This window comes from Ruegeria sp. F12 (assembly GCF_056533885.1).
Genome location: NZ_JBQFOV010000001.1, coordinates 1 through 19,183 on the forward strand (window position 1 = coordinate 1; position 19,183 = coordinate 19,183).

Below are 19,183 nucleotides of genomic sequence, written 5' to 3' on the forward strand. Positions count from 1 at the left end.
CGAGGAGCCAGCCCCTCGCGCTCCCCGGGATATTTTGGGCCAGATGAAGCAGGGATCCTGTTTCTTTCGAAAATGGAGTGAAAATGGGGCAGATGTTGCAATGTGTCTCGCCGATTGACGGATCGGTTTTTGCGGAGCGTGAAGTGTTGTCGGCTGAGGCGGCTTTAAAGTCCGCCGCGCGGGCCCGTGCGGCGCAGGTGGAGTGGGCGGCGCGGCCGTTGCAGGAGCGGATTGATCTTGTAATGGCAGGTGTGGCCGCTGTGGGGGCGATGAATGACGAGATCGTGCCAGAGCTTGCGCATATGATGGGCCGGCCGGTGCGCTATGGCGGTGAGTTTGGCGGGTTCAATGAACGTGCAAGTCATATGGCCGAAATTGCCTCAGACGCTCTGGCCGATATCGCTGTGGGTGAGGATGAGACCTTCAAACGCTATATCAAGCGTATTCCGCATGGGGTCGTTTTTGTGGTGGCGCCTTGGAATTACCCCTATATGACGGCGATCAACACGGTGGCACCTGCGCTGATTGCGGGCAATGCGGTGGTGCTGAAACACGCCACACAAACCTTGCTGGTGGGTGAGCGTATGGCGCAGGCGTTCCATGCGTCGGGAGTGCCCGCGGATGTGTTCCAGAACGTGTTCCTCAGCCATGACGTGACCAATGATCTGATCGCTGGCAAGGCGTTTGATTTCGTAAACTTTACCGGCTCGGTCGGCGGCGGACAGGCGATGGAACGCGCTGCGGCGGGCACCTTTACCGGCGTTGGTACCGAGTTGGGTGGCAAGGATCCGGGCTACGTCATGGAGGATGCCGATCTGGATGCGGCGGTCGATACGCTGATCGACGGGGCCATGTTCAACTCGGGCCAGTGCTGCTGCGGGATCGAACGGATTTATGTGCATGAAAGCCTCTATGACGCCTTCGTTGCCAAAGCGGTTGAGGTGGTGAAAGGCTATAAGCTGGGCAATCCGCTTGACGCTGAGACGACGATTGGCCCGATGGCCAACGTCCGCTTTGCTGATGAGGTGCGCGCGCAGATTGCCGAGGCTGTCGCGGATGGTGCCGTTCCCCATATCGAGACCTTCGCTGAGGATGATGGGGGAGCCTATCTGACCCCACAGATCCTGACCAATGTCACCCATGACATGCGCGTGATGCGGGATGAGAGCTTCGGCCCGGTTGTGGGCATCATGAAAGTGTCCTCGGACGAAGAAGCCATCGGGCATATGAATGATAGCGAGTTTGGCCTGACTGCCAGCCTCTGGACCCGTGACGTGGATCGCGCGGCGCGGGTGGGCGACCGGATCGAAACCGGCACCGTGTTCATGAACCGGGCGGATTATCTGGACCCGGGTCTGTGCTGGACCGGCTGCAAGAATACCGGACGCGGAGGCGGATTGTCGGTCATCGGCTATCACAACCTCACACGTCCAAAATCCTACCATCTGAAAAAGGTGACATCATGAGCCTTGTTGGAAACTGGTCCTACCCGACCGCGATCAAGTTCGGCGCTGGCCGGATCAAGGAATTGCCCGAGGCCTGCGCGGCGGCTGGGATGAAACGCCCCTTATTGGTGACGGACAAGGGGTTGGCCGATCTGCCAATCACCACGGCCACTCTGGATATCCTCGAGGTCGCAGGGCTGGGACGAGGGCTGTTCAGCGAAGTGGACCCGAACCCCAATGAAAAGAACCTCGAAGCAGGGGTTGCCGCCTATAATGCGGGCGGTCATGACGGGGTGATTGCCTTTGGCGGTGGCTCGGGGCTTGATCTTGGCAAGATGGTTGCCTTCATGTGTGGCCAGACGCGCCCCGTCTGGGATTTTGAGGATATCGGCGATTGGTGGACGCGTGCCGATGCCGATGCCATAGCGCCGATCATCGCTGTGCCGACCACTGCCGGAACCGGGTCCGAGGTGGGGCGGGCCAGCGTCATTACCAACTCGGAAACGCACGCGAAGAAGATTATCTTCCACCCCAAAGTTCTGCCAACTGTCGTGATCTGTGACCCCGAACTGACCGTCGGGATGCCCCAATTCATCACCGCGGGCACCGGCCTGGATGCGTTTGCCCATTGTGTCGAGGCGTTCTCGAGCCCGCATTATCACCCCATGAGCCAAGGCATCGCGCTGGAAGGGATGCGGCTGGTCAAGGACTACCTGCCCAGGGCTTATGCGGACGGCACCGATATCGAGGCTCGTGCTCAGATGATGAGCGCGGCGGCAATGGGCGCGACGGCGTTCCAAAAGGGCCTCGGCGCGATCCACGCGATGAGCCATCCGATTGGCGCGGTGTTCAACACCCATCACGGCACCACCAACGCGGTCTGTATGCCCGCCGTGCTGGATTTCAACGCGCCCGTTATCGCGGACCGGTTCCAGCATGCCGCCGACTATCTGGGAATCAAAGATGGCTTTGACGGCTTCCGCGCCTTTGTCCAATCCTTCAACGACATGCTGGGCATCCCCCGTACCTTGTCTGAACTGGGCGTGACCGAGGCGTCGATCCCTGAACTGGTCAAAGGCGCGATCATCGACCCGTCTTGTGGTGGCAACCCCATCGAACTGACCGAAGACAACCTGACCGCGCTGTTCAAAGCCGCGCTGTAGCAGGGTTGCGGACCTGCTCCCTCACCCCGCATACTGCGCGCAGGTGAGGGAGATTTTCATGACCAAAGAGATTGTTCTGATCCACGGGGCCTTTGCCGGGCCGTGGTGTATGGAGGATTACGCGGGCTTCTTCCGCGCGCGCGGCTGGACGGTTCACACCCCTGCGCTGCGCTACCATGACGGCGACCCCAAGGCCGAGCCCGATCCCGGCCTGACCGACACCAGCGTCATGGACTACGCCGATGACGTTGCCGCATTCGTGCAGGGGCTGGATAGCAAGCCGGTGCTGCTCGGTCATGCCATCGCCGGGGTGGTGGCACAGCAGGTGGCGTCTCGGGGCCTGGCCAGCGCCATCGTTCTGATCAACCCGAATGCGGCCTGGGGGACGCTGCCCGAAACCGACGACGAACGCGCGGTACCGCGCGCGCTGATGGAGGGCGGGGCGTTCTGGAAACAGCCCATGCGCGTCGATTTCGACCTGATGGCCCCTTTTGCGCTGAACAAACTGCCCGAGGCACAGCAGCATGAGGTATTCGACCAGCTTGGCCCGGAAAGCGGGCGGGTGATGTTCGAGATGTTCTTTTGGATGTTCGACGACCACCACGCGATGAAGGTGGATATCGACAAGGTCGACTGCCCGGTGCTGATCGTATCCGGAACCGAGGACCGGGCCGTGAACCCCAACACCTGCCGCGCGCTGGCGGAACTTTATGGCGTGCGAGCCACCTTCCTGCCAGCTGAAGACCACGCCCATTTCCTGTTCATCGAGCCCGGCTGGGAGGGGCCAGCAGGTCAGATCGCGGATTGGCTGGAGCAAATGGTGGGCTAGAACGCCCACCCAACGCGTTCAGTTGTTGGTCGAGAATGTGCTCTGCGGTTTCCACTTCAGCGAGCCATCCTCTTCACGATGACAGCGCAGCAGGCGTTCCTGAACGGTACTGACGGTGCTGGTTACAGTGTTGTCGCCGACCATCAGAACAAATGCGTCTTCGGAATAGGCCATGCCTTCATAATAGCAAAACCGCTTCTCGGCACCTTCCGGAATAGGCGATGCGGTGCTGAGCATTTGCTGCGCTGGGGCTTGTGTGGCCAGCAGGGCTAAGGCCAGTCCGAGGGGTAGTGTCTTCATGTCGTCCTCCCGTTGAGAAATCAGTGGGTCAAATGGGTCTTGGACGCTCGGGAGCCTCAAATATCGTTCTTGAATGACGGCTTGAGGGTAAGTGTGAACGAGATCAACGGGTTAGGCAAGGGGGGTGTCCATTGTTCAAGGAGGTTGTTGGTCCACCTTGAATCGCTGATGTAATTTTCAAATTAGCGAATGCGCTCTAGCGTGAAGGCAGACGGCTATCAGACGCTGAGAAAGGACTGACCACCTGACAGTTGAGTATTGCTATTTTGGCGTTGTTTGTCATAAGGAGGACTGCAAACATAGGTGGAGAAGATTTTTTCAAGATATACCAAAGGTTGACAATGAGTAACTATTCACATGGCGGCCCAGAGTTGGGCCGAATTCACAAACGTAACAACGACAAAAAGTTTTTCTGCCACTTTACTGGTTTTCTTGAGGGCGTGGCGGCAAGTGGATACCTAGAGGTTGGCGAAATTGAGCCATTGATTGCAGAATGCGAAGAGTTCGTTCGGCACGTAACGGATGGCGATGCAAATGATATTATCGAAGATTTTGGAGTCGATCTTTTGGATCATTCGTCCATCGACTCGGTTGTCGAAATACGTATGAAGGAAATCGAAGAATCCTGCGAAAAGAGCCAACTCAACCGTTTTCTAGGATTTTGCCGAGGCATTGTGTGCGATGGGAAAATCACTTTGGCCGAAGCGGAAGCAATAGTATCGTTTATTGATCGAAACCCATCATTACTAGATACGGTTGGGGTTAAGCAGATCCTTGTTTCATCCGTAGATGCAATTGCCGACGGCATTGTTTCAGAAGAAGAATCTGACGAACTTAGCGAAGTCATCGGGCATGTAGTGGGTGATTGCTACGGCGATACGGGAATCGCACAAACTACCGGAGTTGCGAATTATCAGGAAACGCGCCTTGAAAGCATCGAAGCAGATTTGGACGGGGCAGTTCTCGTTTTGACGGGAAATTTCAAGGCGAATCCCAGATCAATCTTCGAGAAGCAACTTGAGGCTTACGGCGCCCGAATGGCTCGAAGTGTTTCGGGTAAAGTTGATTTCTTGATAATCGGAGGTGAGGCTTCAAGAGATTGGATAGAGCTAAACCGAGGCACCAAGATTCGTAAAGCACAAGAATTGCGTCTAAAATCGGAGCGCCCGTTGTTTATTTCTGAAAGCCAGTTGCTGCGGTTAATGGCACAATAACCCTATCTCAAACATCCAACTCCTCCACAAACCGCGCGTTCTCCTGAATGTATTGGAACCGCAGTTCGGGCTTCTTGCCCATCAGGCGCTCGACCAGGTCGCCGGTTTCTCCGGGTTCGTCCTCGTCAATCGTGACGCGGATCAGCTTGCGCGAGGCTGGGTCCATCGTGGTCTCTTTCAGGTCCTTGGCGTCCATTTCGCCCAGACCCTTAAAGCGGGATACGTCGATCTTGCCCTTGCCACCCAGACCTTTCTCAAGCCATTCGTCGCGCTCGGCCTCGTCCAAACAATAGACGCGCTTGGCGCCTTGGGTCAGGCGGTACAGAGGCGGGCAGGCCAGATACAGGTGGCCCGCGTCGATCATGGGCCGCATCTGGGTGAAGAAGAACGTCATCAGCAAGGACGCAATATGCGCGCCGTCCACATCTGCGTCGGTCATGATGATGACCTTGTCATAACGCAGGTCGTCCACGTTGAACTTGGTGCCAAGGCCCACACCCAGCGCTTGGGTCAGATCGTTGATCTCGGCATTGGTGCCCAGCTTGGAGCTGGCCGCGCCCAGCACGTTCAGGATTTTGCCACGTAGGGGCAGCAGGGCCTGTGTCTTGCGGTCCCGCCCCATTTTGGCCGAGCCACCCGCCGAGTCGCCCTCGACGATGAATAACTCAGTCCCGTCGCGTGTTGAACTAGAGCAGTCCACCAGCTTGCCGGGGAGACGAAGTTTTTTAGTGGCGGACTTGCGTTGTGTCTCTTTCTCGGCCCGTCGGCGCAGACGTTCCTCGGCTCGGAGTATCACAAAGTCGAGTATAGCGCCGGCGGATTTCGTGTCCGCGGCCAGCCAGTTATCGAAATGGTCGCGGACCGAATTCTCGACCAGACGCTGCGCCTCGACCGTGGCCAGACGGTCTTTGGTCTGGCCGACAAATTCCGGCTCGCGGATGAAACAGCTTACCAGCGCGCAGCCGCCGGTGATCAGGTCTTCGCGGGTGATCTGCGCGGCTTTCTTGTTGTTGATCAGCTCACCATACGCCTTGATCCCCTTGAGGATCGCGGCCCAGAACCCCGCTACATGGGTTCCACCTTCGGGAGTGGGGACGGTGTTACAGTAGGATTGGATGAACCCATCGCGCGAGGGCGTCCAGTTGATCGCCCATTCGACCTTGCCAGGTGTCCCGAACTTCTCGGTGAAGTCCACGGTGCCTGCGAAGGGCTGCTCGGCATAGGTGGACGAGCCGTTCATCGTCTCTTTGAGGTAATCAGACAGGCCGCCGGGGAAATGGAACGTGGCCTCTGTCGGAGTTTCGCCATCGTCGATGGCGGACTTCCAGCGGATTTCCACGCCTGAGAACAGATAGGCCTTGGAGCGAATGGATTTGAACAACCGCGCCGGTTTGAACTTGTGGTGGCCAAAGATTTCGGCATCGGCGTGGAATGTCACGGTGGTGCCGCGCCGGTTGGGGGCCGCGCCGACTTTTTCGACCGGACCCAGCGGGATTCCGCGGGAGAACCGTTGTTCGAACAGCGTCTTGTCCCGCGCCACCTGTACGACCATCGAATCCGACAGAGCGTTCACCACCGAGGCACCAACCCCGTGCAGACCGCCCGAGGTCTGATAGGCCTTGCCCGAGAACTTACCGCCCGCATGCAGAGTACACAGAATGACTTCCAGCGCGGACTTGTCCGGGAATTTGGGGTGCGGATCAATCGGGATGCCGCGCCCGTTGTCGCGCACGGTCAGGGCGTAATCTGCGTGCAGTTCCACCTCGATCCGATTGGCATGACCTGCGACCGCCTCGTCCATCGAGTTGTCGAGGATCTCGGCCACCATGTGATGCAGCGCGCGCTCATCCGTGCCGCCGATATACATGCCGGGGCGTTTGCGAACGGGTTCCAGTCCTTCAAGCACCTCAATCGAAGAGGCGTCGTATGTGGAGGTGGCGCTGGGCGTCAACAGATCGTCTGGCATCGGTGCTGCTCTTGTTTTTGGGTTTTACCCATTATGGCAGGTGATGTGGTCCGGGGGAAGAGGGGCGCGAAGTGTTGTGGGCGGATTGCGGCGTGCAACCAAGGTCGGATCAAAGCGAAAGCCAGAGTTTTTCGTTCTTAAAACCGCCCAGTATGGTGTGTTCAGGTTGCAGAATTTGGCTGAAATCCTCAGCCCAGTCGCGGAATCTGTCATTGGATACGACGAATCCCCGATAGTCGGTAGCCGCCTGTAGAACCAGCGGGTCTGCCGGTGTGCCGCTGGGGGCAACCAGAACGCGGTCTTTGGGCAGGCTCAGACGTCGGGCGAGGGCGCGGTGATCCAGATAACGGTCAGATATTTTGTAGCCCACATTGGCATCAAAGACGACGCCGGGCGTATATCCGGCCTGCGACAGTTTCTCGACAACATCGCGCACCGTTTCGAGGCTGGGTTCGCCATCTTTCCAGTGCATGACGTTTGATCCGTCAATAACCGCCCATTTTCGCGGGGTGTGGAGGCGTTGCAGACCGCCCCAAAGGATCAATATCGCGCTGCCGAAAGCGCACGGGGCGGCCAGCAATACCCAATCCGACGCGGCTGGGTCCAGCGCTGCATAGAGGGCCGCGATGGTGGAAAGCAGAAAACAAGTAATAAGCAGGCGCATGTTAGATATCTGAGTGGCGTTCTTGCAAGACGAGAATATGGGTTTTGGAATTCAATCTATCCAAGTCTCTTATCAATACCGGTTGATTGTTGATAGGGAAATCAGCAACTCTGGCCGCAGCCCGGTGGCTGTCAGGAAAAAGGACATCGTTTCAATGAGCTGGATCAAGACCATACCGTTCGAGGACGCCTCGGGAAAGCTGAAGAAACTGTATGAGCGGGTGACGGGGCCGGGCAATAATGTGGACAACATCATGATGGTGCATTCCTTGCGCCCGCATTCGATGGAAGGCCACATGGCGATGTACAAGAATGTCTTGCACCATTCGGCCAACACCATCCCGAAATGGTTTCTTGAGGTCCTGGGCGTGTGGGTCAGCGCGCTCAACCGCTGCGACTATTGTGTCGAGCATCATTTCAGTGGCCTGCAGCGGCTTTTGGCTGACCCTGACCGAGGCAATGCAATCCGTGCCGCGATTGAAGCCCGGACACCGCAGACAGCCCCTCTAGATCCGGCGCAGATCGCGGCGATGGGCTATGCGCGCAAACTGACCGAGGCGCCTGCGGAGCTGACAGAAAGTGATATTGAGGCTCTGCACGCTGCAGGGTGGGAGGATGGAGAAATCCTCGAGATCAATCAGGTCTGCGCCTATTTTTCTTACGCCAATCGCACGGTTCTGGGGCTGGGCTGTTCCACCGATGGGGATATTCTGGGGCTGTCCCCCAACAACTCGGACGATCCGTCAGACTGGGGACACCGTTAAGGCTCGGGTCCAGTTCAGAATGGCCTGCGCCAGCGCCTTGGGGCGTTGATGATGCAGCCAGTGGTCCGTGCCGGGAATGTCAATGCGGGTCAGGTCGGGGGCGAACTCTTCCAGCCCCTCAGTGGCCTCGGGTAGCAGGGCCTTGTCCTCAGATCCCCACAGCAAAAGATGCGGGCAGCGGACCAAAAGGCGCTCGACCGGCAGCTCGGGCAGATTCGTCAGCGGTTCGCCGGGTTTCGCTACCACCAGCGGAGAGGCGCGGTACCAGTTCAGCATTGCGTCCAACCGGCCGGGCCGGGCCCATTCGGTGCGATAGGCCTGCATTTGTGCATCCGACAGCCAATCCAGCCCCATCCCGTACCGAAAGAACCTCTCGAGCCGCGCGAAATTGTCAGCAGAAAATCTTTGGGCGGCGTCTTCGGCCCTCAGATCGTTGATATATTGCGAGGCCGCTGATTGCGCTCCGCCCGACGCCATCGCGCGCTGAAACGGCACCGGGTGGACGCCATTGGCGATAATCAGTCGGCCCACCAGCTCGGGCTGGAACATGGCCAGCCCATAGGCGACTGAGGCCCCCCAATCATGGCCCAGAACCGTGACAGGTGCGCCCAGCATATCGATCAACGCCGCCATGTCCCCGACCAGTTTTGACAGGGTATAGTGCCCGACCCCCTCGGGCGCCCAGCTTTGGCCATAACCACGCTGATCCGGGGCAATACAATAGAAGTGTTCAGCTAGATGCGGGGCCAGATCAGCCCATGTGCCGCCATATTCAGGAAAGCCATGCAGCATCAGCAAGGGCGGCAGGCTGGGATCGCCCCAACTGCGTAGAAAGAACGGCTGTCCGTCTAGTTCGACAAATCTGCTGTCCACGCGTTAACCCTCTGCTGCCATAGCCAAAAACAGAACCACAAGGTTACAGCAATTTGATACCAATCAAAGCGCGAAATGGCGGTCTCTGCTAGTCACTGGGTCCGACAGCTTTTCAAGGAGAGATTGCATGGAAACAGCGGCGCGGATCGAAAAGACACAAGCCTCCGCCAACGGCGTTCCGATGCCCACGACCGGCCCGGCTGAGCCCAGCCCCGAGAAAATTCGCCACGCGTTTGAAAGCGGCAAGTACCCCTATGGCCGCAAGATGGCGCGCAAGATCTATGAGGCGCAAAAGGCCGAGTTGCAGGCTGAGCTGCTGAAGGTTCAGATATGGGCGCAAGAAACCGGCCAGCGGTTCGTGTTGCTGTTCGAAGGCCGTGACGCTGCGGGTAAGGGCGGCACAATCAAGCGGTTCATGGAGCACCTGAACCCACGCCAGGCCCGAGTGGTTGCGTTGAACAAACCCACCTGGGAAGAGAAGGGTCAGTGGTATTATCAGCGCTATGTTCAGGAATTGCCCACCGTTGGTGAAATGGTGTTCTACGACCGGTCCTGGTACAACCGCGCAGGCGTGGAACGGGTGATGGGCTTCTGCTCGCCCAACGAATATCTGGAATTCATGCGCCAGACTCCGGATCTTGAGCGGATGCTGGTCCGCTCGGGCATTCAGCTTTACAAATACTGGTTCTCGGTCACGCAGCCCGAACAGCAACGCAGGTTCAAAAGCCGCGAGACGGACCCGTTGAAACAGTGGAAACTGTCGCCGATCGACAAGGCCAGCCTTGACAAATGGGACGACTACACCGAGGCGAAAGAGGCGATGTTCTTCTATACTGACACCGCCGACGCGCCATGGACCATCATCAAGTCGAACGACAAGAAGCGTGCGCGCCTGAACACAATGCGGCATTTCCTGTCGACGCTGGACTACCCCGGCAAGAACCATGATGTGGTCCGCGAGCCTGATCCCTTGATCGTTGGACAGGCGCATCACGTCATCCATCGGTCCGAGCACATCCTTGGCAGCGCACTGCACCCTGATGCGCGTTAGGGTCATCCGGGGCTGTTGATTAGCCCCGGACCGAGAGTCTCATCCTGAAATTTCGCTGATCTGGTCTTGTCCCGGCCTCGGGCCGGGCATAAGGCTGGGGCGATGAACAAGGTGATGACATATCGCGGCCATTTCCGGGCCATTACCGTGCTGGGCCTACCGTTGGTGGGCGGGCATCTGGCGCAGTTTGCTATCGGTCTGACCGATACCATCATGCTGGGCTGGTACGGGGTCGAAGCTCTGGCGGCTGTAACCCTGGCCAGTAGTTACTACTTCGTGCTGTTTCTGTTTGGGGCCGGTTTCGGCTGGGCGGTGATGCCCATAGTCGCCACCGCCGCCGCCGAGGAGGATGAGACCAGCATCCGCCGCTCGACCCGCATGGGGCTGTGGTTGTCGCTGATCTATGCCGCGTTGATGATGCCACTGCTGTGGTGGTCCTACCCGATCCTGATTGCGTTGGATCAGGACCCCGAGGTCGCCCGGACCGCCGCGCAATATCTGCGGGTCGCGGGCTGGGGCCTGTTCCCGGCGCTGATCGTGATGGTCCTGAAATCCTATTTGGCGGCCTTGGAACGCACGCAGATCGTGCTGTGGATCACTGTGACGGCGGCTGTGGTCAACGGTTTCACCAACTATGCGCTGATCTTCGGCAATTGGGGCGCGCCCGAGTTGGGCGTGATCGGTGCGGCCATCGCTTCGGTCGTGACACAGGTTGTCTCGCTGGTTTTCGTGGTCATCTACGCCGTGCGTGTCTTGCCCGAACACAGCCTGTTTCAGCGCTTTTGGCGCCCGGATTGGGAGTTCTTCTTCAGCGTCCTGCGTCTCGGTGTGCCCATCGGTCTGACCACATTGGCCGAGGTCAGCCTGTTTGCCATGTCGGCAATCATGATGGGCTGGCTGGGACAAGTGCCGCTGGCGGCGCATGGTATCGCGCTGAATCTGGCCTCGGCTACGTTCATGGTGCATCTGGGTCTGTCCAACGCGGCCACGATCCGCGCAGGTAATGCGCTGGGCCGCAAAGACCGGGCACATCTGGAAAAAGGCGCGATTGCTGTGACGGCGATGTCGCTGGTGATGTCGGTGCTGACCGTGATCCTGTTCCTGACCTGCGCCGAGCCGCTGATTTCCCTGTTTATGGAGGCGGATGACCCGCAGCGGTCGCAAATCCTGCTGATCGGAACCGGGTTGCTGGCCATGGCGGCGCTGTTCCAACTGGTCGATGGCGCGCAGGTGATTGCGCTGGGCTTGTTGCGTGGATTGCAGGACGCCAAAGTGCCAATGGTGATGGCAGGACTCAGCTATTGGGTCGTGGGGATTCCGGCCTCGTATTACTTCGGCTTTGTCCAGGGGATGGACGGGATCGGCGTGTGGCTGGGCCTTGTGCTTGGGTTAGCCTTCGCAGCGGTGTTACTGATGGCGCGGTTCTGGATGCAGTCGGTCCGCTCGGTCCCGGTGGCAGGTTAGTCTTTGGTCAGACGATCCGCCTTTTTACGCACCAGAACACTGCGCAGATCGTGCATCGCCAGTAATAGCCGGTCGGTGACATCCTCAAGCTGCGCGTCTGTCGCTTTGGACTGCGCCCACTGAGTCGTCAGGTTTAGGTAGTCCACGGCCCGGTGAATGTCATCCATATCACGCTGTGCCAAAAGGGCTGTGCGGTCCTCGATCCAACGCGTGATAGCGGCCTGGTCGGTCTCGGTCAGGGTGCGCTGCCCCTGCGGCTTGACCTCACCGTTGCGGATGTTGATGACCGCGATCTGGTCCATCTCGATCCGGCGTTGGCGGTTTTCGGTGTCGATCCGAAAAACCGCCGCCCCATTCTCGCGCACGCGAAAGTAATATTCGGGCAAATCCACGGCTCAAAGCCTCCGATCAGGTCAGTGCGGCGCAGAACCGCTGAATGCGGGTGCAGGCCTCGGTCAGCGCAGCGTCCGAGGTTGCGTAGCTGACGCGGAAGTTTGGGGACAGACCGAAGGCGGCCCCGAAAACGACGGCCACGTCGGCTTCTTGCAACAATGCCGTGGCAAAGGCTTCATCAGATGAGATCACCGTGCCTGCCGGAGTAGTCTTGCCGATCAGCCCTGCGATCGAGGGGTAGACATAGAACGCGCCTTCGGGAGTGGGGCAGGATACACCGTCAATCTCGTTCAGCATCCGCACTACCAAGTCGCGGCGGCGTTTGAATGTCTCGGCATTGGGGGCCAGAAAGTCTTGCGTGCCCTCCAGCGCCTCGACTGCCGCCCATTGACTGACGGAGCAGGGGTTCGAGGTCGACTGAGATTGAATCTTGCGCATCGCGGCAATCAACTCGACCGGACCCGCCGCATAGCCGATCCGCCAACCGGTCATGGCATAGGCCTTGGACACGCCGTTGCAAGTCAGAGTGCGCTCAAAGAGGCCGGGTTCAACCTCGGCCGGGGTGCAGAACTCGAACCCGTCATAAGCCAGGTGCTCATACATATCATCAGACATGATCCAAACATGTGGATGGCGCATCAGCACATCGGTCAATGCCTTCAGTTCGGCCCGGCTATAGCCCGCGCCCGTTGGGTTGGACGGAGAGTTGAAGATGAACCACTTGGTGTTTGGCGTAATCGCGGCCTCAAGCTGGTCGGCGGTCAATTTAAAGCTGTTCTCGAGCGTCGTTTCCACAACAACCGGCGTGCCTCCGGCCAGTAGCACCATGTCGGGGTAGCTGACCCAATAGGGCGCAGGGATGATCACTTCGTCGCCGTCGTTCATCGTCGCCATCAGCGCGTTATAGAGCGTTTGCTTGCCGCCCGTGCCCACCGAGATCTGCGCAGGCGTATAGTCCAGCCCGTGGTCGCGCTTCATCTTCGCGCAGGCGGCCTGTTTCAGCTCGGGGATGCCATCGGGTGCGGTGTATTTGGTTTTGCCCGCCGCAATCGCGGCAACGGCGGCATCCTTGATGTTCTGCGGCGTGTCGAAATCGGGTTCTCCGGCGCTCAGGCCGATAACGTCGCGTCCCGCGGCCTTCAATTCGGCCGCTTTGGCCGTCATGGCGATTGTAGGCGACGGTTTTACGCGTGACAGTGTCGCAGACAGGAAACTCATGGGGGCCCTCGGTTTGAATGATCAACCTGTCTGTCATAGGGTGCGCCCGAACGACGATCAAGCGATATGAATTGTGGAATTGGAGACCCCGATGAACGACGAAAACGACTGGTACGGCCCGGATTCAGCGACATTCGGCGACCGTCTGGCAGGTGCGCGTGAAGCTGCGGGGATGACACAGTCACAACTGGCCCGCAGGTTGGGCGTGAAAAAAGCAACCCTCGCGGATTGGGAAAACGACCTGTCCGAGCCGCGCGCCAACCGCCTGTCGATGCTGGCCGGGATGGTCAATGTCTCGATCATGTGGCTGCTGACCGGGGAAGGCGAGGGCATGGATGCGCCCTCGGAAGCTGAAGAACCCATGCCCGAACTTGTGGATATCGTGGCCGAGCTACGCTCGATCCGGGGCGAGATGCGAGCCAGCGCGGAACGAGCCGCGAAACTGGAAAAGCGTCTGCGACAGATGGCTGAGCAAGTCCAGTGACCGAGCAGCGGGACACGCGGATCAAGCGGTTGAAAATGCGTTCGATGCGCCGGGGCATCAAAGAGATGGACCTGATCCTGTCGGCCTATGCCGATCGCAATCTTGGCAGCATGGAAGAGGCGTTGCTGGACCTGTACGACGCCCTGCTGCACGAGAATGATCAGGACCTGTATCAATGGGTGACAGGACAGGTTTCCACGCCCGATCCCTACGCAGATCTGATTTCGGATATTGCGCAAACCTTTCAAAAGTAAGGGCGAAATCTGCTTAACTGAATATTCGGTTTTTCGATTCATGCTGCCTGAAACGGCGCGATTGAATCGGAGGATCGGATGAGTATGGAAATGCAGGTCTCCGCGCACGGGGCCAAGGGCTTCATGACCAGCTATCTTGAGGCGCTTGCGCTGGTGGAACGGCTGCACCGCCTGCTGCTGGACGTCATCAAGGACGAGTTCGAGCGTGTCGGCGTGCTTGAGATCAACGCCGTGCAAGCCTTGTTGCTGTTCAATATCGGCGATCATGAGGTCACGGCGGGCGAATTGAAAAGCAGGGGCTACTATCAGGGCAGTAATGTCAGCTACAACCTGAAAAAGCTGGTTGAGATGGGCTATATGCACCACCAACGCTGCGAGATTGACCGCCGCTCGGTGCGCGTGCGTCTGACGCCGCGGGGGCGTGAGATCCGCGATATCGTATCCGAACTGTTCGCGCGCCACGCAGGTGGGTTGCAATCACGTGGCGTATTGGAGCTGGAAGGGATTGAGGACATCACCACTTCCCTCCGCCGGGTTGAACGCTACTGGACGGACCAGATCCGCTATATTTACTGATCAGGGCCGGGTGTAGGGCCCGGCATCGGACAGGACCAGGCCTTCAAGCTCGCGGATCAGCTTGCGGGCCATCGCGTCCTCATAGGCTTCGAACCCCACGGCGACCTCGACAAAGGCATCGGGGCCCAGAGTGACCCATGCATTGTAGTAGGCAGACAACTCGCTGATCTGCACGTCGCGCTTGTCCCCAACATTGGCATCATCAGGGCCGATCACCAGACCGTTGATGGTGATCCCGCTGGCTTGCAGCGCCTGTTTGGCCTCGCGGGGATGGGGTCCAATGTTGTGTTTGCCGTCGCCAGACAGGTCCAGCGTGTGCTTCCAGCACTCAGGTTGTTGCGACAGCAGACCGGCGCCAAACTGCATCGCCGATCCGACCGCCGTTCCCTGCGGCGCCGAGCTGCGCGTCACGGAGTTCAACAGGTCTGAAATACCATCCAATTGTTCCTCGGATCGGATTTCTGTCCAGTCTAGCAACATGCGCTGATGACTGGGCTCACTCCATTCGAATACCGCCAACCGCACCGCAGGGCCAAGGCCCGAAAGAAGGAGTTGCTTGACTTCGGGTCGTTGCAGGGCAGCGGCCAGACCACCAAGCTGCAACCGGTATTCGGTACTATCGACCGAACCAGAGACATCCAGCCCAAGGGCCAGCGCTTGCCTGCACTCAGACATCGCAGGCGTTGCCAAAAGGGTTGCGGCAGCGGCAAGGTAGCGGATCATTTCAACGCATCACCAGATAGCGCGCCGATTTGCAGGCCTTGCAATTCCCGCTCAAGTTTGCGGCGCATGGCGCGCTCGAAATCCTCAAACCCTTGCGCAACTTCCAAAAAAGCGCCGGGGCCATGCAGCACATTGTTCTCAAAAAACGGGATCAGGAACAGCTCACCCTCGAAATCGGCGGCGTTGATGACCAGCCCGTTCACCACGATGTCCTGAAATGGAAAGTGGCGATAGGCCGAGTCTGGTCCGTACCCGTCATTGTTCGACCCATCCCCAGACAGATCGATGGTCTGAAACAGGCAGGGCGGGGCTTGCTGCATCAATGTCGCGCCAAAGGCCAGCGCATATCCCATCGCGGTGGCTGACCCGCTGTCGGACCGCACCGACTGTTGCACCGTCGTCGCCGCTGCCAGCAAGTCTGCCCGCGTGCGGATCATCGACCAATTTAGAATAACGCGTTGCGTGCTGCGCCCGCTCCATTCATAAACGGCCAGCGCCACGGGCATGGGGGTCGAGAAAAACGCCTCGGTCACCTCGGGTGCGACGAGTGCTGCGGCCAGGCCCTGCCGTTGCAGCGTGTCTTCGGTTGCGTCTACCGAGGTCGATATGTCCATCGCCAAGGCAAGCGCCAGCCTGCAGGTCTCGGCCCGCAGGGGGCTGGCCAGAGCAGCCAGTCCCAGGATTGTCAGCCAGCGGATCACCAGTGGCCGGTGCTTTCCATACTGGCCCAGGGTTCGGCCGGATCAAGCGCGTCACCGTTTTGCAGCAGCTCGACCGAGATATTGTCGGGCGAGCGCACAAACGCCATGCGCCCGTCACGCGGCGGCCGGTTTATCACGACGCCATTGTCCTGAAGAAGTTGGCATATTTCGTAGATATTATCGACTCCGTAGGCCAAGTGACCGAAATGCCGGCTATCGCTAGGCAATCCGTCGTCGCCATCCCAGTTGTATGTCAGTTCGATCGGGCGATCTTCTTGCCCCAGAGGCGCCATGAAGATCAGCGAAAACCGTCCTTGCTCACTGTCATACCGGCGAGTTTCCTTGAGGCCCAGCAATTCATAAAACGCCATGGATTTCTCAAGATCTTTCACGCGGACCATGGTGTGGAGGTATGTCAGCCCCATTGCGGTTTCCTTTTTTTGTTCAGGTGATGACAAGCACCTTAGCGCGCTAACATAGTCTGTCGAGAGGCGCGGCGGACACAATTTGGAAAATGCACAAACAAGCGTATATATCGCGGTTCCGGTCGCTGCATTGCCGAGATATAGTGGTCGCCGACTCATCCGATGGAAAGGAAATTTCATGCCGCTGTCCTCTGACCAACTGGCCGAGATCGAAGCGCAAAGGGCGCAATCGCATCAAACGCGTCGTGTTGTGGCTCCGGGGATGGAAGATCATTTGTACACCGCTCATCAAGTCCTGGACCACGGCTTTGTGCGCGTAATCGACTATATGGGCGATGATAACGCGATCTGTCAGGCGGCGCGGGTGTCTTACGGCAAAGGCACTAAGTCGGTGCAGAATGACGAAGGCCTGATCCGCTATCTGATGCGTCACTGGCATTCGACCCCGTTCGAGATGTGCGAAATCAAGTTGCATGTGAAGCTGCCTGTCTTTGTGGCCCGTCAATGGATCCGGCACCGGACGGCGAATGTGAATGAATACTCCGCGCGCTACTCAATCCTGGATCGGGAGTTCTATATTCCCGCGCCCGACCATGTGGCGGCGCAGTCCGAGGTGAATAACCAGGGTCGGGGCGAAGCATTACAAGGTGAAGAGGCCGCGCGGGTTCTGGAGATACTAAAGGCTGACAGCGCCCGGTGCTATGACAATTACGAGGCGATGATCAGTCAGGACGGTCAGCAGGGTCTGGCGCGTGAACTGGCGCGAATGAACCTGCCGGCGAATATCTACACCCAGTGGTATTGGAAGGTGGACCTGCACAACCTGTTCCACTTCCTGCGTTTACGGGCCGACCCGCATGCGCAGTACGAAATCCGGGTATATGCCGATATGATGTGCAAGATCGTCGCCGATTGGGTGCCATTCGCTTACAAAGCCTTTGAAGATTATCGTCTGGGCGCGGTGAATCTGTCGGCACAGATGGTCGACAGCCTGCGGCGGATGCTCGCCGGAGAGGCCGTGACGCAGGAAACCTCGGGCATGACCGCCCGCGAATGGCGCGAGTTCGAAGCGGTCATTCGCGAAAACTAAATGCATATCGTTTGTCTATACGTACTGTCATGAAGCTGTTACACTGGCTTCATGGCTTTTCTTTCCTGTATCCGATACGCGTGCTTGATGTCGTTGCTTGGCGCTCCGGCTTTGGCCAAATCCCCTATTGCTGAGGTGCTGTGTGAGCCGACGTCCCGGTTGCATGACAAGCTGGAACGTCAGTTCGGCTCGCAACGCGCAGCCTCTGGGGTGCGCAGCCCTGAGCAGATCATGGAAGTCTGGACTAGCGAGAAAGGTGATTGGACGATGGTTGTCACTTATTCGACCGGCACGTCCTGCATCGTTGCGATGGGTCAAGACTGGTTCACGCACGTCGACGCAGATCCGGCGCGCGGTTAACATTGGTCGAACCATTATTGGTCAACGGCCGGAAATTGGCCGTTGCCCTGCTTTGTCTTCCCGTCGGGAGGGGGCCTTACAACGGTTTCAAATCGGCGGCCATCTGGCGACCGTCGCGTCCGTCCTGCAATTCGTATGAGACTTTCTGATTGTCTGCGAGCCCGGTCAGACCTGACCGTTCAACAGCCGAGATATGTACAAATACGTCCTTGCCACCTTCATCAGGGGCAATAAACCCATAGCCTTTAGTGGTATTAAACCATTTCACGGTGCCAGTTGGCATTTCCCGTGTCTCCTTCTACTTACACGTTGTCCCACAAATTGGTGGGGGAAGTGATTGACGCCACCGCCTTTCATCACCGCCGCGCCCACACGCTTCGGCCCGAATTGCGTATTTCGTCTTTTTCAACATTGCACGGTGAAGTAAAAAATCAAGAATTACCGGAACACGTTGGCGAAATTGCCTAAAATTCGCACAAGCACAGGAAGCCCCCGAAAATGCGTCTATATGGACTTAAGAACTGTGACACCTGCCGTAAGGCATTGAAGTCATTGCAGGATGTTGAATTCATCGACGTCCGCGCTGATGGCGTGCCTGAAACAGTGCTCTCAAAGGCTCTTACACATTTCGGCGAGGCTTTGCTCAACACCCGGTCCACGACTTGGCGGGGCCTAAGCGAAGACGAACGCGCGCGTGCACCGTTGGAGCTGTTGCGCGATCATCCGACCTTAATGAAACGCCCGCTGATCGAGCGTGACGGGGAGCTTTTTCTCGGCTGGACGGCGGCGACGAAGGCGGCTCTTGGCGTCGGCTGAGCGGATGCTTATCTGCAAGGGCGCAAGCAAGAGGGCGAAGGATGCGTAACGCAGCGATGATTTTGGGTGTGATTGCCGGGCTAATCGGCATGTTGGTCGGCTTTGTCGGCTATGGCTATGTCGAACTGATCGACCGGTTCGGTGAGATCGACGGGTTGGCCGAGCAGGTCGACAACGCGCAACTGATCCAGACGGCCTCGATCCTTGCGCCTCTGCTGGCGATTGCCGGTGGTGCCATGGCCAAGGCGCGGGCACTGGTTGGGGGGCTATTGTTGCTTGTCTCAGCAGGCGGCATGTATTACGCGTTTGGTTTCAATGCCTTTACCATGTTCCCCGTCGCATTCGCTGGGGTGGCAGGGGTCCTCGGGCTGGCCGCAGGTAAACCGGACGAGCCCAAGGCGCATTTCTAGA

Annotated in this window: 25 protein-coding genes; 15 read left to right on the forward strand and 10 right to left on the reverse strand. The window is 58.4% G+C overall.

What is annotated here, in order from left to right:
* The first annotated feature begins 83 nt into the window (after nt 1-83).
* Genes ACR0CA_RS00005 through ACR0CA_RS00015 form a run of 3 tightly spaced genes read left to right on the forward strand, consistent with a single transcriptional unit; the run spans nt 84 to nt 3,437 of the window.
* On the forward strand, nt 84-1,466 hold the full coding sequence (locus tag ACR0CA_RS00005) for an aldehyde dehydrogenase family protein (RefSeq protein ID WP_170770283.1): 1,383 nt from the start codon (nt 84-86) through the stop codon (nt 1,464-1,466).
* Nucleotides 1,463-2,608, forward strand: a complete 1,146-nt coding sequence (locus ACR0CA_RS00010) for an iron-containing alcohol dehydrogenase (RefSeq protein ID WP_480897102.1) — start codon at nt 1,463-1,465, stop codon at nt 2,606-2,608. Before ACR0CA_RS00005 ends, ACR0CA_RS00010 begins: the two co-directional genes overlap by 4 nt.
* Nucleotides 2,609-2,666: 58 nt before the next feature.
* Nucleotides 2,667-3,437, forward strand: a complete 771-nt coding sequence (locus tag ACR0CA_RS00015; protein WP_480897103.1) for an alpha/beta hydrolase — start codon at nt 2,667-2,669, stop codon at nt 3,435-3,437.
* A gap of 18 nt (nt 3,438-3,455) precedes the next feature.
* Here ACR0CA_RS00015 and ACR0CA_RS00020 read toward each other — a convergent pair whose 3' ends face one another.
* The gene (locus ACR0CA_RS00020; RefSeq protein WP_170770289.1) at nt 3,456-3,737 is read right to left on the reverse strand and encodes a DUF1496 domain-containing protein; all 282 of its coding nucleotides are present in this window, start codon (nt 3,735-3,737) and stop codon (nt 3,456-3,458) included.
* 251 nt (nt 3,738-3,988) lie between these two features.
* Here ACR0CA_RS00020 and ACR0CA_RS00025 point away from each other — a divergent pair, with 251 nt between their 5' ends.
* Nucleotides 3,989-4,951: a BRCT domain-containing protein gene (locus tag ACR0CA_RS00025; RefSeq protein ID WP_480897105.1), complete on the forward strand. Its 963-nt coding sequence runs from the start codon at nt 3,989-3,991 to the stop codon at nt 4,949-4,951.
* 7 nt (nt 4,952-4,958) lie between these two features.
* Here the strand turns inward: ACR0CA_RS00025 and parE are convergent, their stop codons facing one another.
* Nucleotides 4,959-6,917 carry a DNA topoisomerase IV subunit B gene (gene parE, locus ACR0CA_RS00030; protein WP_480502643.1) on the reverse strand — a complete coding sequence of 653 codons (1,959 nt, stop codon included), beginning with the start codon at nt 6,915-6,917 and terminating at the stop codon, nt 4,959-4,961.
* A 109-nt stretch (nt 6,918-7,026) separates the two neighbouring features.
* Complete coding sequence (locus ACR0CA_RS00035) at nt 7,027-7,581, reverse strand: NYN domain-containing protein (protein ID WP_480897106.1); 555 nt, start codon at nt 7,579-7,581, stop codon at nt 7,027-7,029.
* A 154-nt stretch (nt 7,582-7,735) separates the two neighbouring features.
* On the opposite strand from ACR0CA_RS00035, the gene ACR0CA_RS00040 reads away from it, so the two are divergent.
* On the forward strand, nt 7,736-8,344 hold the full coding sequence (locus ACR0CA_RS00040; protein ID WP_480857560.1) for a carboxymuconolactone decarboxylase family protein: 609 nt from the start codon (nt 7,736-7,738) through the stop codon (nt 8,342-8,344).
* Here the strand turns inward: ACR0CA_RS00040 and ACR0CA_RS00045 are convergent.
* Nucleotides 8,324-9,217: an alpha/beta fold hydrolase gene (locus tag ACR0CA_RS00045; RefSeq protein WP_480897107.1), complete on the reverse strand. Its 894-nt coding sequence runs from the start codon at nt 9,215-9,217 to the stop codon at nt 8,324-8,326. The genes ACR0CA_RS00040 and ACR0CA_RS00045 overlap by 21 nt on opposite strands.
* A 181-nt stretch (nt 9,218-9,398) precedes the next feature.
* Here ACR0CA_RS00045 and ppk2 point away from each other — a divergent pair, with 181 nt between their 5' ends.
* Together ppk2 and ACR0CA_RS00055 are read left to right on the forward strand one after the other, a co-directional pair.
* Nucleotides 9,399-10,268, forward strand: a complete 870-nt coding sequence (ppk2, locus tag ACR0CA_RS00050; protein WP_480897361.1) for a polyphosphate kinase 2 — start codon at nt 9,399-9,401, stop codon at nt 10,266-10,268.
* 102 nt (nt 10,269-10,370) lie between these two features.
* The gene (locus tag ACR0CA_RS00055; RefSeq protein WP_480897108.1) at nt 10,371-11,732 is read left to right on the forward strand and encodes an MATE family efflux transporter; all 1,362 of its coding nucleotides are present in this window, start codon (nt 10,371-10,373) and stop codon (nt 11,730-11,732) included.
* Here ACR0CA_RS00055 and ACR0CA_RS00060 read toward each other — a convergent pair.
* Nucleotides 11,729-12,124 (reverse strand): hypothetical protein, encoded by a 396-nt coding sequence (locus ACR0CA_RS00060; protein ID WP_170788901.1) that lies wholly within the window; start codon nt 12,122-12,124, stop codon nt 11,729-11,731. The genes ACR0CA_RS00055 and ACR0CA_RS00060 overlap by 4 nt on opposite strands.
* Before the next feature lie 16 nt (nt 12,125-12,140).
* Nucleotides 12,141-13,343, reverse strand: a complete 1,203-nt coding sequence (locus ACR0CA_RS00065) for a pyridoxal phosphate-dependent aminotransferase (RefSeq protein ID WP_480897109.1) — start codon at nt 13,341-13,343, stop codon at nt 12,141-12,143.
* Between the two features lie 91 nt (nt 13,344-13,434).
* Here ACR0CA_RS00065 and ACR0CA_RS00070 point away from each other — a divergent pair, with 91 nt between their 5' ends.
* The 3 genes from ACR0CA_RS00070 (at nt 13,435) to ACR0CA_RS00080 (ending at nt 14,657) form a co-directional block, all read left to right on the forward strand.
* Nucleotides 13,435-13,827, forward strand: a complete 393-nt coding sequence (locus tag ACR0CA_RS00070; RefSeq protein ID WP_170770305.1) for a helix-turn-helix domain-containing protein — start codon at nt 13,435-13,437, stop codon at nt 13,825-13,827.
* Nucleotides 13,824-14,081 carry a succinate dehydrogenase assembly factor 2 gene (locus ACR0CA_RS00075; RefSeq protein ID WP_331252364.1) on the forward strand — a complete coding sequence of 86 codons (258 nt, stop codon included), beginning with the start codon at nt 13,824-13,826 and terminating at the stop codon, nt 14,079-14,081. Before ACR0CA_RS00070 ends, ACR0CA_RS00075 begins: the two co-directional genes overlap by 4 nt.
* Before the next feature lie 78 nt (nt 14,082-14,159).
* Nucleotides 14,160-14,657 carry a MarR family winged helix-turn-helix transcriptional regulator gene (locus ACR0CA_RS00080; protein WP_170782692.1) on the forward strand — a complete coding sequence of 166 codons (498 nt, stop codon included), beginning with the start codon at nt 14,160-14,162 and terminating at the stop codon, nt 14,655-14,657.
* Here the strand turns inward: ACR0CA_RS00080 and ACR0CA_RS00085 are convergent, their stop codons facing one another.
* The 3 genes from ACR0CA_RS00085 to ACR0CA_RS00095 are packed head-to-tail and all read right to left on the reverse strand — an operon-like array spanning nt 14,658 to nt 16,506.
* Entirely contained in the window at nt 14,658-15,380 is a 723-nt protein-coding gene (locus ACR0CA_RS00085) for a DUF1194 domain-containing protein (RefSeq protein ID WP_480897110.1), read from the reverse strand. It abuts the gene before it with no gap.
* Complete coding sequence (locus ACR0CA_RS00090; RefSeq protein ID WP_480897111.1) at nt 15,377-16,081, reverse strand: DUF1194 domain-containing protein; 705 nt, start codon at nt 16,079-16,081, stop codon at nt 15,377-15,379. Before ACR0CA_RS00090 ends, ACR0CA_RS00085 begins: the two co-directional genes overlap by 4 nt.
* Nucleotides 16,078-16,506 (reverse strand): VOC family protein, encoded by a 429-nt coding sequence (locus ACR0CA_RS00095; protein ID WP_480897112.1) that lies wholly within the window; start codon nt 16,504-16,506, stop codon nt 16,078-16,080. The genes ACR0CA_RS00090 and ACR0CA_RS00095 overlap by 4 nt, the downstream gene beginning before the upstream one ends.
* 178 nt (nt 16,507-16,684) lie before the next feature.
* Here ACR0CA_RS00095 and thyX point away from each other — a divergent pair, with 178 nt between their 5' ends.
* On the forward strand, nt 16,685-17,596 hold the full coding sequence (gene thyX / locus ACR0CA_RS00100; RefSeq protein WP_480857548.1) for an FAD-dependent thymidylate synthase: 912 nt from the start codon (nt 16,685-16,687) through the stop codon (nt 17,594-17,596).
* A gap of 87 nt (nt 17,597-17,683) precedes the next feature.
* Nucleotides 17,684-17,956 carry a hypothetical protein gene (locus tag ACR0CA_RS00105; protein WP_170770319.1) on the forward strand — a complete coding sequence of 91 codons (273 nt, stop codon included), beginning with the start codon at nt 17,684-17,686 and terminating at the stop codon, nt 17,954-17,956.
* A 76-nt stretch (nt 17,957-18,032) separates the two neighbouring features.
* Here ACR0CA_RS00105 and ACR0CA_RS00110 read toward each other — a convergent pair whose 3' ends face one another.
* Nucleotides 18,033-18,239 carry a cold-shock protein gene (locus tag ACR0CA_RS00110; RefSeq protein ID WP_008758035.1) on the reverse strand — a complete coding sequence of 69 codons (207 nt, stop codon included), beginning with the start codon at nt 18,237-18,239 and terminating at the stop codon, nt 18,033-18,035.
* Between the two features lie 50 nt (nt 18,240-18,289).
* Between ACR0CA_RS00110 and ACR0CA_RS00115 the strand changes: the two genes are divergently transcribed.
* The 3 genes from ACR0CA_RS00115 to ACR0CA_RS00125 are packed head-to-tail and all read left to right on the forward strand — an operon-like array spanning nt 18,290 to nt 19,182.
* The gene (locus tag ACR0CA_RS00115) at nt 18,290-18,424 is read left to right on the forward strand and encodes a hypothetical protein (RefSeq protein WP_269149773.1); all 135 of its coding nucleotides are present in this window, start codon (nt 18,290-18,292) and stop codon (nt 18,422-18,424) included.
* Between the two features lie 30 nt (nt 18,425-18,454).
* The gene (locus tag ACR0CA_RS00120) at nt 18,455-18,772 is read left to right on the forward strand and encodes an ArsC/Spx/MgsR family protein (protein WP_170770321.1); all 318 of its coding nucleotides are present in this window, start codon (nt 18,455-18,457) and stop codon (nt 18,770-18,772) included.
* Nucleotides 18,773-18,813: 41 nt separating this feature from the next.
* Nucleotides 18,814-19,182: a hypothetical protein gene (locus ACR0CA_RS00125; RefSeq protein WP_170770323.1), complete on the forward strand. Its 369-nt coding sequence runs from the start codon at nt 18,814-18,816 to the stop codon at nt 19,180-19,182.
* The last annotated feature ends 1 nt before the right edge of the window (nt 19,183 follow it).

What these genes read in the sequence shown, in the direction of transcription:
- ACR0CA_RS00095 (WP_480897112.1), bottom strand. Translation starts at nt 16,506, where the DNA reads ATGGGGCTGACATACCTCCACACCATGGTCCGCGTGAAAGATCTTGAG.
- ACR0CA_RS00015 (WP_480897103.1), top strand. Translation starts at nt 2,667, where the DNA reads ATGACCAAAGAGATTGTTCTGATCCACGGGGCCTTTGCCGGGCCGTGG.
- ACR0CA_RS00080 (WP_170782692.1), top strand. Translation starts at nt 14,160, where the DNA reads ATGAGTATGGAAATGCAGGTCTCCGCGCACGGGGCCAAGGGCTTCATG.
- parE (WP_480502643.1), bottom strand. Translation starts at nt 6,917, where the DNA reads ATGCCAGACGATCTGTTGACGCCCAGCGCCACCTCCACATACGACGCC.
- ACR0CA_RS00005 (WP_170770283.1), top strand. Translation starts at nt 84, where the DNA reads ATGGGGCAGATGTTGCAATGTGTCTCGCCGATTGACGGATCGGTTTTT.
- ACR0CA_RS00120 (WP_170770321.1), top strand. Translation starts at nt 18,455, where the DNA reads ATGCGTCTATATGGACTTAAGAACTGTGACACCTGCCGTAAGGCATTG.
- ACR0CA_RS00105 (WP_170770319.1), top strand. Translation starts at nt 17,684, where the DNA reads ATGTCGTTGCTTGGCGCTCCGGCTTTGGCCAAATCCCCTATTGCTGAG.
- ACR0CA_RS00110 (WP_008758035.1), bottom strand. Translation starts at nt 18,239, where the DNA reads ATGCCAACTGGCACCGTGAAATGGTTTAATACCACTAAAGGCTATGGG.
- ppk2 (WP_480897361.1), top strand. Translation starts at nt 9,399, where the DNA reads ATGCCCACGACCGGCCCGGCTGAGCCCAGCCCCGAGAAAATTCGCCAC.
- ACR0CA_RS00125 (WP_170770323.1), top strand. Translation starts at nt 18,814, where the DNA reads ATGCGTAACGCAGCGATGATTTTGGGTGTGATTGCCGGGCTAATCGGC.
- ACR0CA_RS00085 (WP_480897110.1), bottom strand. Translation starts at nt 15,380, where the DNA reads ATGATCCGCTACCTTGCCGCTGCCGCAACCCTTTTGGCAACGCCTGCG.
- ACR0CA_RS00035 (WP_480897106.1), bottom strand. Translation starts at nt 7,581, where the DNA reads ATGCGCCTGCTTATTACTTGTTTTCTGCTTTCCACCATCGCGGCCCTC.
- ACR0CA_RS00055 (WP_480897108.1), top strand. Translation starts at nt 10,371, where the DNA reads ATGAACAAGGTGATGACATATCGCGGCCATTTCCGGGCCATTACCGTG.
- ACR0CA_RS00020 (WP_170770289.1), bottom strand. Translation starts at nt 3,737, where the DNA reads ATGAAGACACTACCCCTCGGACTGGCCTTAGCCCTGCTGGCCACACAA.
- ACR0CA_RS00010 (WP_480897102.1), top strand. Translation starts at nt 1,463, where the DNA reads ATGAGCCTTGTTGGAAACTGGTCCTACCCGACCGCGATCAAGTTCGGC.
- ACR0CA_RS00070 (WP_170770305.1), top strand. Translation starts at nt 13,435, where the DNA reads ATGAACGACGAAAACGACTGGTACGGCCCGGATTCAGCGACATTCGGC.
- ACR0CA_RS00040 (WP_480857560.1), top strand. Translation starts at nt 7,736, where the DNA reads ATGAGCTGGATCAAGACCATACCGTTCGAGGACGCCTCGGGAAAGCTG.
- thyX (WP_480857548.1), top strand. Translation starts at nt 16,685, where the DNA reads ATGCCGCTGTCCTCTGACCAACTGGCCGAGATCGAAGCGCAAAGGGCG.
- ACR0CA_RS00065 (WP_480897109.1), bottom strand. Translation starts at nt 13,343, where the DNA reads ATGAGTTTCCTGTCTGCGACACTGTCACGCGTAAAACCGTCGCCTACA.